The following is a 14,539-nucleotide window of genomic DNA, read 5'->3' as shown; positions in this document are numbered from 1 at the left end:
GATGCGGATTCTGGGGGCAGCATTGGGGGTCGGGCTGGCAGCATCCTGCATCGTCCCCGCGCGCGCGCAGTCGATCAATCCCGGCGTGATCCAGAACGACGTCGACCGGCAGCGCCGGCAGTTCGAACAGCAGAGCGCGCCGCCAAAGCTCACCGGTCCCGCGGTGATCGGCGGCGAGCGGGAAAAATCTCAGCTGCTGAAGCCGGGCGGTCCGAAATTCCGCCTGCGCAAGGTCGAGTTCGACACGTCCAAGTTCATCACGCCGGCCGAACTCGACGAGATCGCCAGGAAGTATGTCGGCAAGGATGTCGATATCGCCGCGCTGTTGCAGCTCGTCGCCGACATCAACGCCATCTACCATGCTCGCGGCATCGTCACAGGCATCGCGACGCTGCCGGATCAGGATGCCAAGGGCGGGGTCGTCCGTATCAAGCTGACCGAGGGCCGGCTCCAGAAGACGACCGTCGAGGGCAACAAGCAGACCCGCACCGACTACATCCTGCAGCGCGTCGGGGAGCCCGAAGGCGAGGTCCTCGACGTTCCAAAACTCAATCGCGACGTGATCTGGTTCAATCGCACCAACGACGTGCAGATCAAGGCGCTGCTCCAGCCCGGAACGAGCTTTGGGCTGACCGATCTGCAGTTCGCGGTGATCGAGCCGCCGATCGATACCTTGCAGCTCTTCACCGACAACCAGGGTGTCGAGAACACCGGACGCTGGGAGGGCGGGGCCTTCTACAAGCGCCACGGCCTGTTCGGCGTCGACGACCGCCTGACCTTCTACGGCGTGCGCTCCGACGGCAATCTCAACGGCAACGTCGCCTACAGCATTCCGGTCAATCCCTGGGGCGGCCGTGTCGGCGTCAGCTACACCGAAGGCAAGATCAAGATCATCCAGGGACCGTTCGTCGCACTCGATGTCACCGGACGCTCGAGCCAGGCGGCGATCAATTTCAGCCAGCCGGTCTGGGTGACGCAGAACTGGCTGGTGCTGCTCAACGCGGCCGAGACCGAAGGCAAGACGGTGAGCCGCTTCGCCACGGTCGACGTCACCAACGACCACTACGACAAGGCCACGGCCGGCGTCTCGGTGACCAATTCCGGCAACACCTATTCGATCACGGTCTCACCGGCAGTGAATTACATTGCGTGGCAAGACCATGTGCTCGGCAACAACCGCGCGTTCAACACCTATACCGGCTCGCTGCTCGCAACCAGCGCCGCGGGGCCCCAGAACTTCAGCGCCAACGTGCTGGCGAGCTGGCAGTACACGCAGGAGAAGCTGCTGCCGGGCGACCAGATCTTTTCGATCGGTGGTCCGACCACCGTGCGCGGTTATCCCTCCAATTCGGCGTCCGGCGACAGCGGCTACTATTTCAACGCCGAGCTGCACTACAACTGGTCGCAATGGCTCAAGGGATTTGACACCTACATCTTCACCGATTGGGGCGCGGTGTATTCGACATTCCCCGGCATCACCGAAATGGCCTCGGTCGGCGTCGGTTTCTCCTGGACCTACGCGTCGTTCATGACCTTCGAGGCGAATTATGCGACGCCGCTGAAGATGGCAGTCTCGACCCAGAACCACTACGAGGCCTATGGCCGCGTCATCTTCCGGCCGCTGCTGATGTTCCAGAAGGAGAGCGCCGCGCCCGTGGCGCCGGTTGCGGCGAAGAGCAAGTCGTAGCGTTTGCGCAGACGCGCCTAACGCCGCAACGTGAACTCGTCTGCGCCGCGCCGGTGTTCCCATTTCGCCTGCTCCAGCTCGGGCTGGTCGCATTCGGCCTCGGGAAAGCCGATGCAGAGATAGGCGATGAACTTCCAGGTATCAGGCACGTCGAGAATGGTGTGGATACGATCCGGGCTCAGGATCGATACCCAGCCAAGACCAATGCCTTCCGCGCGCGCGGCGAGCCACATTGCGGTGATCGCGGCGACCACGGAATATTCCGTCGTCTCCGGCATGGTGGCGCGGCCGAGGCCGTGGCCGATGTCGCTGGCCTTGTCCGCGAACACGGCGAGATGGCCCGGGGCCTGTTCGAGGCCCGACAGTTTTAGCGTGGCATAGCGCGCCGCGCGGTCGCCCGAGTAGCAGTTGAGCGCATCGGCGTTGCAGGCCTTGAAGTCGTCGACGACGGCGCGGCGCCGTGCGGCATCGTCGACGATGACGAAGCGCCAGGGCTGGCTGAGGCCGACCGACGGCGAAAGACAGGCCGTCTCGACCAGGCGATCGATGGCGCCCTCGGGCAGCGGATCGCTGCGAAAGCGGCGCACGTCGCGGCGCCACACGAACAGCTTGTGCAGGTGCCGGCGGAAGGTGTCGTCGAACTCGACCATGAGGTCAGCGTCCCATCTGAAAGGCCGCGGCAACCAGCAGGATCAGGATCTCGCCAATCTGCTCGAACGCGCCGAGAATGTCGCCGGTCTGCCCGCCGATATGGCGGATGGCAAGCCGCGCCAGCATCAGTCCGGCGAGCGAGAGCAGGATCAGGCCGACCAACGCCTTGCCCGGCCCCAACGCCAGGGCGAGCACGAGCGTTCCAACCGCGAAGGCGATAGCCACGCTGCGGCCAGGCGGCGCTCCAGCGCTGGCCGACAGTCCGTCAGGTCGCGCCGGCGGCACCAGCGACATGAAGGCCGGCACGCCCGCGCGTGCAGCAGCGTGCGCAGCGCACAGCGCCAACGTGACGGCCCAGGGATTGGCGATCGCCGCGAGCGCGCTCCAGCGCAGGCCAAACGACAGGATCAGCGCGCAGACGCCATAGGTGCCGATCCGGCTGTCGCGCATGATCTCCAGCTTGCGTTCGCGCGTCCGGCCGCCGCCAAGCCCATCGGCGGTGTCGGCAAGGCCGTCCTCGTGCAGTGCGCCGGTGATGAGGGCGGTCGTCGCGAGCGCAAGCAAGGCGGCAAGGTTCGGTGTCAGCCCGAGGCGGATGGCGACCTTGTAAGCCAACGCTCCGATAAGGCCGACCACCAGCCCCGCGACCGGCAGCGCCCAGGTCGCGCGCGCGACGGTGCCGTCAGTTGCGGGCTTCGACGGCGCCACGGGGAGGATCGTGATGAACGATGCCGCCATCCTGAGATCGGCGATGACGTCTTTGAAAAGTTCGGCGCGCGGCATCATTTCAATTTCATCGGCAGGCCGGCGACCACGAACTCGACCTCGTCCGCGACCGCGGCGATGATCTGGTTCATGATCCCGGCGGCGTCGCGGAAGCTGCGTGCCAGTGCATTATCAGGCACGATGCCGAGGCCGACTTCGTTGGTGACGAAGACGACGGGGCTGCTCAGGCGGGGCAGGGCGCCGGCAAGCTCTCTCACTTCGCGCTCCCAGTCTCGCGCCGCATGCATCAGGTTGGAAAGCCAGAGTGTCAGGCAGTCCACCAGCCTTGCGCCGCCGCCATCGGTTGCAAGCAGCGCGGGCACGAGATCGAGCGGCACCTCGCGCTCGAGCCAGTCGGTTCCGCGCCGCGCGCGATGCTTCGCGATGCGTGCTTCCATTTCAGCGTCGAGCGCCTCGGCCGTCGCGAGATAGATAGGTTGCCCTGGAAAGGCGCGCGCACGCGCTTCCGCCCGCGTGCTTTTGCCCGATCGCGCTCCGCCGGTAATGAGAATGACGGCCATGAAGGTCTCCTGTCGACAGCACTAATCACCAAACGCGGGCAAAGACAAAGCCGAAATCAGCCCGCCGGGGGCTTGCGCTCACCCCTCGCTTTGCGCAACAGGGGCGGGACAGGAGGAATATGTGGGTTTTGCGGGTGCGATGGCGGTGGCGATGGTGGTGGATGCCTTTCTGGGCTGGCCGTCGTGGCTGTTCGCCCGGATCGGTCACCCCGTGACGTGGCTGGGCCGGCTTATTGGCGCGATCGATGCCGGCTGGAATCGCTCCTCCGATCCGCCGGCACTTCGGCGCGCTGCCGGTATCGCAGGAGCGCTTTTGGTGATTGCGTTCTCCGTCGCGCTCGGCTGGATGCTTCAGTCCCTGCTGGCTTCGGGCTGGGTCCAAATCGTGATGGTCGGCGCGCTCGCTTGGCCCCTGGTCGCGCTGCGCTCGCTCCATGATCACGTTGCCGCTGTCGCGAAGCCGTTGCAGGCCGGCGACGTCGCCGCTGCACGCGAGGCGGTCTCGCGCATCGTCGGCCGCGATCCCGCGGCGCTCGATGAGGCCGGCATCGCACGTGCGGCGATCGAGAGCCTCGCCGAGAACGCTTCCGACGGTATCGTGGCGCCGATGTTCTGGGGCGCGCTGCTCGGCCTGCCCGGTATTCTCGGCTACAAGGCCATCAACACGCTGGATTCCATGATCGGCCATCGCAGCGAACGGCACGAGGCCTTCGGCTGGGCCGCGGCACGCATCGACGATGTCGCCAACTTCATTCCGGCGCGTCTGACCGGGCTTCTGTTCGTGCTGCTGGCACCGCGCCGATCCGAGGCGCTAGCGTGCATGACGCGCGATGCGCGTCGCCACCGCTCGCCCAATGCCGGCTGGCCGGAAGCGGCGATGGCTGGCGCGCTTGGCGTGCGGCTCAGCGGTCCCCGCATCTATCATGGCAGCGTCACGAAGGAGCCCTGGCTCAACGAAGGCGCGCGTGATCCGCATCCCGCCGACATCGGCGAAGGACTGAACGTCTACCGCCGCGCCATGCTGCTGCTCGCCAGCCTCCTTGCGATCCTCGCCTTGGCGTGAAAGAACGGGGCATGCGCGAGCACGGTGGAAATCTCGATCTGGCCCAGCAGCGGTTCGGCGGCCGCGCCGAGGACTGGATCGATCTGTCGACCGGGATCAACCGGGTGCCTTATCCGGTGGGCGAGGTGAGCATGCGCGCCTGGAGCGCGCTGCCGTCGCGTGCCGAGATCGATGCCTTGCATCAGGCAGCGCGGCACGCCTACCGCACGAGCGCACCGCTCGTTGCGATGGGCGGCGCGCAGGCTGCCATTCAATTGCTGCCGCAATTGGCGCCGCCTGGTCGCGTGCACATCCTTGCACCGACTTACAATGAATATGCTGGGGTGCTGTCGGCCGCGGGCTGGGATGTCGAGGAGGTCGGGGAATTCGATGCGCTGGCGGGCGCGGATCTGGCGATCGTCGTCAATCCCAACAATCCCGGTGGGGGGCGTCATTCGCCGAAGGACTTAGCAACATTGCTGCCGCGCGTCGGCCGCCTCGTCATCGACGAGAGCTTTGCCGATGCGGTTCCGCAGCTGTCGCTTGCGTCCGAAGCGGATCGGCCGGGACTGCTCGTACTGCGCTCGTTCGGAAAGTTCTATGGTCTTGCCGGCCTTCGCCTTGGCTTCGCGATCGGCAGTTCGACCGACATCGCCAAACTTGCGGCGGCGTCAGGCCCATGGCCAATATCGGGCGCCGCGATCGCCATCGGTTGCCGCGCGTTGCGCGATGAGGCCTGGGCAGAGGCCACGTGCGCGCGGCTCGCCCGTGATTGTGTCCGCCTCGACGCCATGGCGCAGTCGCAGGGATGGCGGCTCGTCGGCGGCACGCCGCTGTTTCGTCTTTACCAGACGCCTGACGCGCTTGCCGCGCAGGAGAAGCTCGCGCGCGGGCAGATTTGGTCGCGCATCTTCGCGCAAGAGCCGACATGGCTGCGGCTCGGCCTACCCGGCAGCGAAGCCGAATGGTCGCGCTTTGCCGAGGTTTTAGCGCGCTAGCGCGAGCAGGCCTTCGACGTCGAGATGCTTTTCGATGTGGTCGGCGAGCGCATCGAGCGCGCTCTCGACCCTGATGTGATAGGGCTCTTCGCCCGCGGGAATGTCGAGCTTCGCCAAAAACGCCTTGCGGAAATCATCCGACGTGAACAGGCCGTGCAAATAGCTGCCCTGCACGCGCCCATCGCGCGAGATAGCGCCTTCCGGCTCGCCGTTCAGCTTTGCGAACGGACGGGCGCGATCGGGCCCGTCGGTGCGGCCGATATGGATTTCGTAAGCCTCGATCGGCCGATCGGTCGCGGCGTGTACGGCCGCGACGCGCGTCAGCGTCTTCTGCGGGCTCATCACCGTCTCGACATCAAGAAGCCCAAGGCCTGGCGTGTCGCCCGCAGGGCCTTCGATGCCTTCAGGGTCGGAAACGCTGCGCCCGAGCATCTGATAGCCGCCGCAGAGGCCGAGTACATGGCCGCCGCGTCGGTGATGCGCAAGCAGATCAATGTCCCAGCCCTGCGCACGCAGGAAAGCAAGATCGCCGCGCGTGGATTTGGAGCCGGGGATGATGACGAGCCTGACGTCACCCGGGATTGCTTCGCCTGGGCGCACCATCACGAGATCCACTCTGGGCTCGAGCTTGAGCGGATCGAGATCGTCGAAATTCGCGATCCGCGATAGCGCGAGGCAGGCGATCTTGAATTGCCCGGGCTTGCGCGCATCGCTCAGGCCCAGCGCGTCCTCCGCAGGCAGCTCGCCGGCGCGCGGAAACCAGGGCAGCACGCCGAGGCCGTGCCAGGCGGTCTTCTGCTCGATCAGCTTGTAGCCGTCGTCGAACAGCGTGGGATCGCCGCGGAATTTGTTGATGACAAAACCCTGAATCATCGCGGCATCGTCGGGGTCGATCACCGTCCGGATGCCGACGAGCTGCGCAATGACGCCGCCGCGGTCGATGTCGCCGACCAGCACGACGGGCACGCCGGCCTTGCGGGCAAAGCCCATATTGGCGATGTCGGCCTTGCGCAGGTTCACCTCGGCCGGACTGCCGGCGCCTTCGACCAGCACGAGATCAGCGCGCGCCTTGAGCCGTTCAAAACTCTCGAGCACCGCGCCCATCAGCGAGGGCTTCATCGCCGCATATTCGCGCGCACGGGCAGTCGCAATGCGCTTGCCGTGGACAACGACCTGTGCGCCGACGTCGGTCTCGGGCTTCAGCAGCACCGGGTTCATGTCGGTGTGCGGCTCGACGCCGGCGGCTAGCGCCTGAAGCGCCTGGGCGCGGCCGATTTCGCCGCCGTCGACGGTGACGGCCGCATTGTTCGACATGTTCTGCGGCTTGAACGGAAGCACGCGGAGGCCGCGCCGCGTGAACGCCCGCGCGAGGCCGGCGACGATGAGCGACTTGCCCACGTCCGAGCCGGCACCCTGGATCATCAATGCGCGCGCCATCGAAATCAGAACTCGACGCCGGCCTGCGCCTTGATGCCGGAGCGGAACGGATGCTTCACCAGCATCATCTCGGTGACGAGGTCGGCGATCTCGATCAGCTCGTCCTTGGCGTTGCGCCCGGTGAGCACGACATGCGTCATCGGCGGCTTCTGCGTCGTCAGGAATTCCACCACTTCGGCGATGTCGAGATAGTCGTAGCGCAGCGCGATGTTGATCTCATCGAGCACGACCATGCGCAGGTTGGAATCTTGGATCAGCTCCTTGGCCTTGTCCCAGCCGGCGCGCGCGGCCGCGATGTCACGGGCGCGGTCCTGCGTCTCCCAGGTAAAACCTTCGCCCATGGCGTGGAACTGGCAGAGGTCGCCGAAATGGCCGGTGAGCAGGCGCCGTTCGCCGGTATCCCAGGCGCCCTTGATGAACTGTACGACCGCGCAGGGAAAGCCGTGGGCGACGCAGCGGACGATCATGCCGAAGGCGGAAGAGGACTTGCCCTTGCCCGCGCCGGTATGGACGATGATGAGGCCCTTTTCGCCGCTCTTGGTCGCCATGATCCTGTCGCGGGCGGCCTTCTTCTTCGCCATTTTCTGAGCGTGCCGGGCGTCGGTTTCCTCGGCCGTTTGGGTATCCGGTTCAGGCGTCATCTGACGGGTCCTTCGGCTTGACAAGAGGCGGCCGGGGGCAAATGGTGGCCCGGCGTTGGTTCCTGTCCTACGACAGGCGAAGAGGGAATGCGATAGGGTCCGAATCGGCAAGATTTGGGTCCAAAATGCAGCCGCCCCCGCGACCGTGACCGGAGAGATGCCCAAAGCCACTGATTCCCAGGGGATCGGGAAGGCGGGGATCGAAGGGCAAAACCCTGCTCCGCAAGCCGGGAGACCTGCCAGCGCGGACGAATTTCGGACCGGCGGACGGGGTGTTCCGCGACGGGGAAGCGGGCCTTCAGGAGAATGGTCCGTGTGCCTCATCGCCTCCCGATGTTTATCCTGGAAGAGGCGATGACAGTCACACTTCACGTCTGCATTACCTGCCGTGCCGGCCAGACGCTTGGCGAGGGCGAGACGACGCCCGGTAAGCGCCTGCATGGTGCGATCCTCGACGCCGGCGTGCCCGAGGGCGTCAATGTGGTTCCCGTCGAATGCCTGTCGGCCTGTAGCCAGGGCTGCTCGGTCGCGCTCAGCGCGCCCGGCCGCTGGTCCTACGTCTATGGCCGCCTGTCGGATGCCAACGCGCGCGACGTGATCGCGGGCGCTGCGGCCTATGCGGCGGCCCCCGATGGCCTCGTGCCGTGGCGCAACCGTCCCGAAATCTTCCGCAAGCAGTCGCTTGCCCGCATTCCCCCCATTGCCGTGTTGCCGGAGGCCGCCGAATGAACTCGCTCGCAAAAGTCCCTGTTACGGTGGTCACGGGGTTTCTGGGTTCCGGCAAGACGACGCTTATCCAGCATCTGCTCAGCAATGCCAACGGCAAGAAGCTCGCCGTGCTCGTCAACGAGTTCGGCAGCGAGGGTGTCGATGGCGAAATATTGAAGTCTTGCGCCGATGCCAATTGCCCGGAAGAAAACATCGTCGAACTCGCCAATGGCTGCATCTGCTGCACCGTGGCTGACGATTTCATTCCGACCATGGAGCAATTGCTGGCGCGCCCGGTGCGGCCCGATCACATCCTGATCGAGACCTCGGGCCTGGCGCTGCCGAAGCCGCTGCTGAAGGCGTTCGACTGGCCGGAGATTCGCTCGCGCATCACGGTCGACGGCGTGATCGCACTCGCCGATGCCGAGGCCGTCGCGGCCGGCCGCTTTGCGCCGGACCCGATTGCTGTCGAAGCGCAGCGTGCGGCGGATGAGAATCTCGATCACGAGACGCCGCTGTCGGAAGTGTTCGAGGACCAGATCGCCTGCGCCGATATCGTGCTGCTGACCAAGGCCGATCTCGCCGGCAGCGCCGGCATCGAAGCCGCCAAGGCGGCGATCACCGCCGAGATGCCGCGCCGCGTGCCGATGCTGCCCGTCACCGACGGCGCGATCGATGCGCGCGTCATCCTCGGACTTGGCGCTGCCGCCGAGAACGATCTCGCCGCGCGTCCCTCGCATCACGACGGCGAGGAGGAGCACGAGCACGACGATTTCGCGTCCGTCGTGATCGATCTTCCTGAAGTTGCCGATATCGATGCGCTGGTTGCGTCGGTCCAGAAGTTGGCGCGCGAGCAGAACGTGCTGCGCGCGAAGGGGTACATCGCGGTCGCGGGCAAGCCGATGCGCCTGTTGCTGCAGGCCGTCGGTGAGCGCGTACGCCATCAGTTCGACAAGCCCTGGGGCGCAGGTCTCAGGCAGTCAAAGCTCGTCGTGATCGGCGAGCACGGCGACATCGATGAGGCCGCGATCAGGTCAGGACTTGGTATCTGATGCACGTCGTCTTCCGCGAGAGCCGCGGTCTCGAGGAGACCGCGACGCCAAGAGACATCGGCCAGGACCCGGCCGATCTCGTGGTGCTCTCGTATTCGGATTCCGACCTTGCCGCGTTTGCGGCCGGCTGGCGGCGTGGCCGCGACAGCCTGCCGTCGCTGCGGCTCGCCAATCTCGCGGAACTGCGTCATCCGCTGTCGGTCGACACCTATATCGAGCGTACGCTGTCGCAGGCGAGGGGCATTCTGGTACGCCTGATCGGCGGTGAATCCTATTGGCCGTACGGGCTCGCGGCCCTGCAGCAGCTCGCGAAGGATCGCGGCATTGTGCTGGCTGTGCTGCCGGCCGATGGCCGCGACGACATCCGGCTCGATGCGTACTCGACCCTGCCGGTTTCCACGCTGCGCCGGCTCAAGGTGCTCTGCGACACCGGTGGCCCGGTCGCGGCGCAAGCGGCGATTGCACAGCTCGCGCTGGCCTCGGGACTCTATGCTGGCCCGGTCGTCGGCGAGATGACCGTTCCCGAGATGGGCTTTTACGATCCCGCGCGCGGCGCCATCCCGGCGCCGGTCGCGGCGGAGGAAAAGCCGCACGCGCTGGTGACGTTCTATCGCTCCTATCTCACTGCTGCCGACACCGGCCCGGTTGATGCACTCATCGCGGCATTGCGCGAAGAGGGGTTCGACGCGCATGGCGTGTTCGTCACGTCGCTAAAGGCCGCGGGCGTTGCCGATTGGTTGCGCACGTATCTCGCGCAAAATCCAGCGGCTGCGATCGTCAATGCAACGGCGTTTTCCGCGGTTGGCGACGACGGCACCACGCCGTTCGATGCCGCGCCGTGCCCGGTGTTCCAGGTCGCGCTCTCCACCGCGCGGCGTGAGGACTGGGCGGAATCGCTGCGCGGCCTCTCGCCCGGCGATCTCGCGATGCATGTGGTGCTGCCCGAGGTCGACGGCCGCGTTTTCTCGGGCGTGGTGAGTTTCAAGTCCGCTGCGGAGCGTGATCCGGATCTGCAGTTTTCGCATCTGGCGCACAGGGCCGACGAGGAGCGCGTGAAAGCTGTTGCCGCGCGTGTCGCGGCCTGGCGGCGGCTCGCGGAGAAGCCTGCCGCCGAGAAGCGCGTGGCGATGGTGCTCTCGAACTATCCGGGTCGGCCGCATCAGATCGCGCATGCGGTTGGTCTCGATGCGCTGGCGTCGGTCGAAGCCCTGGTAACCGATCTCGCGGAAGCCGGCTTCGATGTCTCGCCGGTCCATGCCCTCGGTGAGACGTTGCTCGAGCAGCAATTGACCTGGAGCGTCGCCGACTACCGCGCCGCGCTCGCGCGCCTGCCGCAAGCCTTGCAGGATGATCTCGCGCAAGCCTGGGGCGCGCCGGAGAATGATCCGAGTTGCCGCGACGGCGCGTTTCACTTCGCGGGTATCGCTTGCGGCCGATCGATCATAGCGGTTCAACCGGAACGCGGCGATGCGATCACGCGCGATTCCGACTATCACGATCTCGGCCGCACGCCGCGCCACGGCTATGTCGCCTTCTATCTCTGGCTCCGCGGGCAGGCCATCGACGCCGTCGTGCACATGGGCGCACATGGCACGCTGGAATGGCTGCCCGGAAAATCGGTGGCAGTGTCGCCAGCCTGCTGGCCGGAAGCCTTGATCGGCGATCTCCCCGTCATCTATCCCTTCATCGTCAACGATCCCGGCGAGGCCGCACAGGCCAAGCGGCGCATCGGCGCCGTGACGATCGGCCATCTGCCGCCGCCGCTGGAAACATCCGCTGTGCCGGAAGGCCTGCGCCGGCTCGAGCGGCTGCTTGACGAATATTCGACCGCCGATGGTCTCGATCCCGCCCGTCGCCAGCGCTTGATCGCGGCAATCCGGGACGAAGCGCGCGCCGCAGGACTGGAGGACGATCTCGGTCTGGATGCATCGGCCGCACCGGCCGAAGCGATCCCGCGGATTGACCGTTTCGTCTGCGATCTCAAGGAAAGTCAGTTCGGCGACGGCCTGCACGTGTTCGGCCGCGGCGCCTGTGGCGAAGCCGAGCGGGAGGCGCTGCGTGCGGCGCTCGCAGGCCAGCGCGTTGCGCCGGGACCGTCGGGCTCGCCTTATCGCGGCCGTCAGGACGTCCTGCCCACGGGGCGGAATCTATTCGCCGTCGATCCACGCGCGGTGCCGACGCCTTCCGCGCATGCGCAGGGGGTGAAACTCGCCGAAGAGCTGCTGCGGCGCCATCTGCAGGACGACGGCGACTGGCCGAAGGGCCTCGTCGTCGATCTCTGGGGCTCGGCGACGATGCGCACCGCCGGCGAGGAGTTTGCGATGGCACTGCATCTGGCCGGCCTCGCGCCGCGCTGGGATCATGCCTCGGGCCGCGTCACCGGTTACGACATCATCGCGCCGGCCGAGCTCGGCCGTCCCCGCATCGACGTCACGCTGCGGGTATCAGGCCTGTTCCGCGATGTCTTCGCAGGCCTTGCGCAATTGTTCGAAGCAGCAAGCGAGGCGCTCGCAAGCCGCGAGGACGAGGGCGACGAAAATCCCTATCGCCACCGCACCTCCCGCGTGTTCGCGCCGCGCCCCGGACAATACGGCGTCGGCCTGTCGGCGATCCCGGATGCCTTCACGTCCGAAACGCGCGAAGCGGCCGGCGAGGCCTGGTTGTCGGCGTCCGCCTGGGCGTTCTCCGCCGACGGCGAGATCAAGGCCGATCGCGCCGGCATCGAACAGCGGCTCGCAACGGCCGATGCTTTCGTCCACGTCCAGGACTTGCCGGAAACCGATCTCCTGCTCGCCGCCGACTACGCCGCGCATGAAGCGGGGATTGCGGCAGCCGCAGCACGGCTCGGCGGAACCGCGCCATCGCTCTATCATCTCGACGCAACGCGCCCCGACCAGCCGCATGCACGCACGCTGACCGAAGAAATCTCCCGCGTGGTCCGCGCGCGCGCGGCCAATCCGGCCTGGATCGCCGGCATGATGCGCCATGGTTTTCGTGGCGCCGCCGAGATCACCGCGACGCTCGAGCACATGGCAGCCTTCGCCCATCTGGCGGGCGCCGTGCCACCGCATCTGTTCGATCTCTACTACGACGCGACGCTGGGTAACGAGGACGTCAGCGCCTTCATGGCCCGTGAGAATCCAGCGGCACTTGCCGCGATGGAGGCTTGTTTTACCCGCTTACACGAGGCCTCACTCTGGCGGACGCGCCGCAATTCGATCGCGGCGGCGCTCAAGGAGGCATCATGAGCGCAGCCATGGTCAAGGGCTGGTGCCCCGGCGCGCTGCGGCCGATGCAATCGGGCGACGGGCTGGTCGTCCGCGTGCGGCCGTTCGGCGGACGGCTCGATGCGGCGCAGGTCTCCGGCCTTGCGCATCTGGCCGAGCGCCATGGCAACGGCCTGATCGACGTCACCAGTCGCGCCAATCTCCAGATCAGGGGCGTGACTGAAACCAGTCATCGGTTGCTGCTTGACGGTCTTGCACAACTGATGCTGCTCGACCCGGATGCCGACACCGAATCCCGGCGCAACATCCTTGTCACGCCATTCTGGTGCGCGGGTGATGAGACCCAGGCGCTCGCCGCCGAGCTCGAAGAGGCACTCGAGGAGTGCGCGCTCACGCTTCCGACCAAATTCGGCTTCGCCGTCGATGACGGCACCTCGCGCGTGCTTGCCGGCGATTCCGCAGATGTGCGGATCGAGCGCGATCGGGCCGGAGGGCTGCTGGTGCGGGCCAATGGCGCCGAGTTCGGCCGGTCTGTCGCGCGTGGCGAGGCCGTGACCGCCGCGCTCGCGCTCGCGAATTGGTTCGTGTCATCAGGCGGTGCCAGGGGCGGGCGAGGGCGCATGGCCACGCATCTCGCAGCTGGCGCGGGATTGCCCGAGGCGCTGCGCGGCGAGGCCGAGCCGGCACCGATTATGGCTGCGGCGCGTCCCGGCCTTTATCCGCAGGGCGCGATGGTCGGCGTCGCTTTCGGGCAGATGCCGCATGCGACGCTCAACCAGTTCGCCGGTTGCGGCCATGCGCTGCGCATGACGCCGTGGCGGATGGTCTTGAGCGAGGGCAAGCGGACCATGCCCACCGCAGCCGGCCTCATCACCGAGGCCCACGACCCGGCGCTGCGTGTCATCGCCTGCAGCGGTGCGCCGCGCTGCCGCGAGGCCCACGCCGACACCCGGGCGCTGGCAGCCGCGCTTGCGCCGAACATCGGCGCGGCCGCGCGGCTTCATGTCTCCGGCTGCGCCAAGGGGTGCGCGCATTCCGGCGCAGCTGCGATCACACTGGTCGCGACCGGCGCCGGCTTCGATCTCGTGCGCAGCGGCTCGACGCGCGACGAGCCTGTCCTGCGTGGGCTGAAGCGCGAGGACATCGTCGGCAATCCGTCCATCCTGATGGGAGGACATTGATGTCGCACGTTTACGAGACCGATGGCGCGGCGATCTACCGGCAGTCCTTTGCGACCATTCGCGCAGAAGCCGAGCTTGCCCGCTTCACACCCGATGAAGAGCAGGTCGTCGTGCGGATGATCCATGCCGCCGGCATGGTGGGCCTCGAAGCGCATATCCGCTTCACGCCAGGCATGGCGACCGCCGCGCGCGCAGCGCTACAGAAAGGCGCGCCGATCCTGTGCGATGCGCGCATGGTCTCCGAGGGGATTACGCGCGCGAGACTGCCGGCCGACAATGCCGTCATCTGCACGCTCGGTGACCCCGCCGTACCAGCGCTGGCGCAATCCATGCGCAACACCCGCTCGGCCGCGGCGCTGGAGCTGTGGCGGCCGCATCTCGAAGGCGCGATCGTTGCGATCGGCAACGCACCGACCGCGCTGTTCCATCTCCTCAACATGCTGGAGGACCAAAACTGTCCGCGGCCGGCGGCGATCATCGGCTGTCCCGTCGGCTTCGTCGGTGCCGCCGAATCCAAGGCCGCGCTGATGGCCGATCCGAAGGTCGCAGCACTGACCGTCGAGGGTCGCCTCGGCGGTTCCGCGATCACAGTCGCCGCCGTGAACGCGCTGGCGAGCCGGAGCGAATAG

At 66.7% G+C, this 14,539-nt stretch carries 13 protein-coding genes and 1 riboswitch; of the genes, 8 read left to right on the top strand and 5 right to left on the bottom strand.

Annotated elements, in window-relative coordinates; all coding sequences use genetic code 11:
* Position 1: 1 nt before the first annotated feature.
* Positions 2–1,687, top strand: coding sequence for a ShlB/FhaC/HecB family hemolysin secretion/activation protein (locus tag JQ592_RS00895; RefSeq protein WP_211401047.1), 1,686 nt, complete (start codon positions 2–4; stop codon positions 1,685–1,687).
* Between the two features lie 17 nt (positions 1,688–1,704).
* On the opposite strand, the gene bluB is transcribed toward JQ592_RS00895, so the two are convergent.
* The 3 genes from bluB to cobU are packed head-to-tail and all read right to left on the bottom strand — an operon-like array spanning position 1,705 to position 3,624.
* A complete protein-coding gene (gene bluB, locus JQ592_RS00890) occupies positions 1,705–2,337 on the bottom strand; it encodes a 5,6-dimethylbenzimidazole synthase (RefSeq protein ID WP_211401046.1) in 633 nt (210 codons plus the stop codon).
* Between the two features lie 4 nt (positions 2,338–2,341).
* Positions 2,342–3,124 carry an adenosylcobinamide-GDP ribazoletransferase gene (gene cobS, locus JQ592_RS00885; protein ID WP_211401045.1) on the bottom strand — a complete coding sequence of 261 codons (783 nt, stop codon included), beginning with the start codon at positions 3,122–3,124 and terminating at the stop codon, positions 2,342–2,344.
* Positions 3,121–3,624 carry a bifunctional adenosylcobinamide kinase/adenosylcobinamide-phosphate guanylyltransferase gene (gene cobU / locus JQ592_RS00880; protein ID WP_211401044.1) on the bottom strand — a complete coding sequence of 168 codons (504 nt, stop codon included), beginning with the start codon at positions 3,622–3,624 and terminating at the stop codon, positions 3,121–3,123. Before cobU ends, cobS begins: the two co-directional genes overlap by 4 nt.
* A 121-nt stretch (positions 3,625–3,745) precedes the next feature.
* On the opposite strand from cobU, the gene cbiB reads away from it, so the two are divergent.
* Complete coding sequence (cbiB, locus tag JQ592_RS00875) at positions 3,746–4,687, top strand: adenosylcobinamide-phosphate synthase CbiB (RefSeq protein WP_349630432.1); 942 nt, start codon at positions 3,746–3,748, stop codon at positions 4,685–4,687.
* 11 nt (positions 4,688–4,698) lie between these two features.
* Positions 4,699–5,664 (top strand): threonine-phosphate decarboxylase CobD, encoded by a 966-nt coding sequence (gene cobD, locus JQ592_RS00870; RefSeq protein WP_211401043.1) that lies wholly within the window; start codon positions 4,699–4,701, stop codon positions 5,662–5,664.
* Here cobD and JQ592_RS00865 read toward each other — a convergent pair.
* Together JQ592_RS00865 and cobO are read right to left on the bottom strand one after the other, a co-directional pair.
* The gene (locus JQ592_RS00865) at positions 5,653–7,101 is read right to left on the bottom strand and encodes a cobyric acid synthase (protein ID WP_211401042.1); all 1,449 of its coding nucleotides are present in this window, start codon (positions 7,099–7,101) and stop codon (positions 5,653–5,655) included. The genes cobD and JQ592_RS00865 overlap by 12 nt on opposite strands.
* 5 nt (positions 7,102–7,106) lie before the next feature.
* A complete protein-coding gene (cobO, locus tag JQ592_RS00860) occupies positions 7,107–7,742 on the bottom strand; it encodes a cob(I)yrinic acid a,c-diamide adenosyltransferase (protein WP_211401041.1) in 636 nt (211 codons plus the stop codon).
* Positions 7,743–7,781: 39 nt separating this feature from the next.
* Positions 7,782–8,000, top strand: a riboswitch (cobalamin riboswitch).
* 96 nt (positions 8,001–8,096) lie between these two features.
* Between cobO and JQ592_RS00855 the strand changes: the two genes are divergently transcribed.
* From JQ592_RS00855 to JQ592_RS00835, 5 genes are read left to right on the top strand one after another with little or no spacing between them, the layout of a single operon-like run.
* Positions 8,097–8,471 carry a DUF1636 family protein gene (locus JQ592_RS00855; protein WP_211401040.1) on the top strand — a complete coding sequence of 125 codons (375 nt, stop codon included), beginning with the start codon at positions 8,097–8,099 and terminating at the stop codon, positions 8,469–8,471.
* A complete protein-coding gene (gene cobW, locus JQ592_RS00850; RefSeq protein ID WP_211401039.1) occupies positions 8,468–9,502 on the top strand; it encodes a cobalamin biosynthesis protein CobW in 1,035 nt (344 codons plus the stop codon). Before JQ592_RS00855 ends, cobW begins: the two co-directional genes overlap by 4 nt.
* Entirely contained in the window at positions 9,502–12,750 is a 3,249-nt protein-coding gene (gene cobN, locus JQ592_RS00845; RefSeq protein WP_211401038.1) for a cobaltochelatase subunit CobN, read from the top strand. Before cobW ends, cobN begins: the two co-directional genes overlap by 1 nt.
* Positions 12,747–13,910 carry a precorrin-3B synthase gene (cobG, locus tag JQ592_RS00840; protein WP_211401037.1) on the top strand — a complete coding sequence of 388 codons (1,164 nt, stop codon included), beginning with the start codon at positions 12,747–12,749 and terminating at the stop codon, positions 13,908–13,910. The genes cobN and cobG overlap by 4 nt, the downstream gene beginning before the upstream one ends.
* A complete protein-coding gene (locus tag JQ592_RS00835) occupies positions 13,910–14,539 on the top strand; it encodes a precorrin-8X methylmutase (RefSeq protein WP_211401036.1) in 630 nt (209 codons plus the stop codon). The genes cobG and JQ592_RS00835 overlap by 1 nt, the downstream gene beginning before the upstream one ends.

It is taken from the genome of Bradyrhizobium iriomotense, from assembly GCF_018129405.1.
Classification (GTDB): Bacteria; Pseudomonadota; Alphaproteobacteria; order Rhizobiales; family Xanthobacteraceae; genus Bradyrhizobium; species Bradyrhizobium iriomotense_B.
This window is presented reverse-complemented; position numbering and strand designations above follow the sequence as displayed.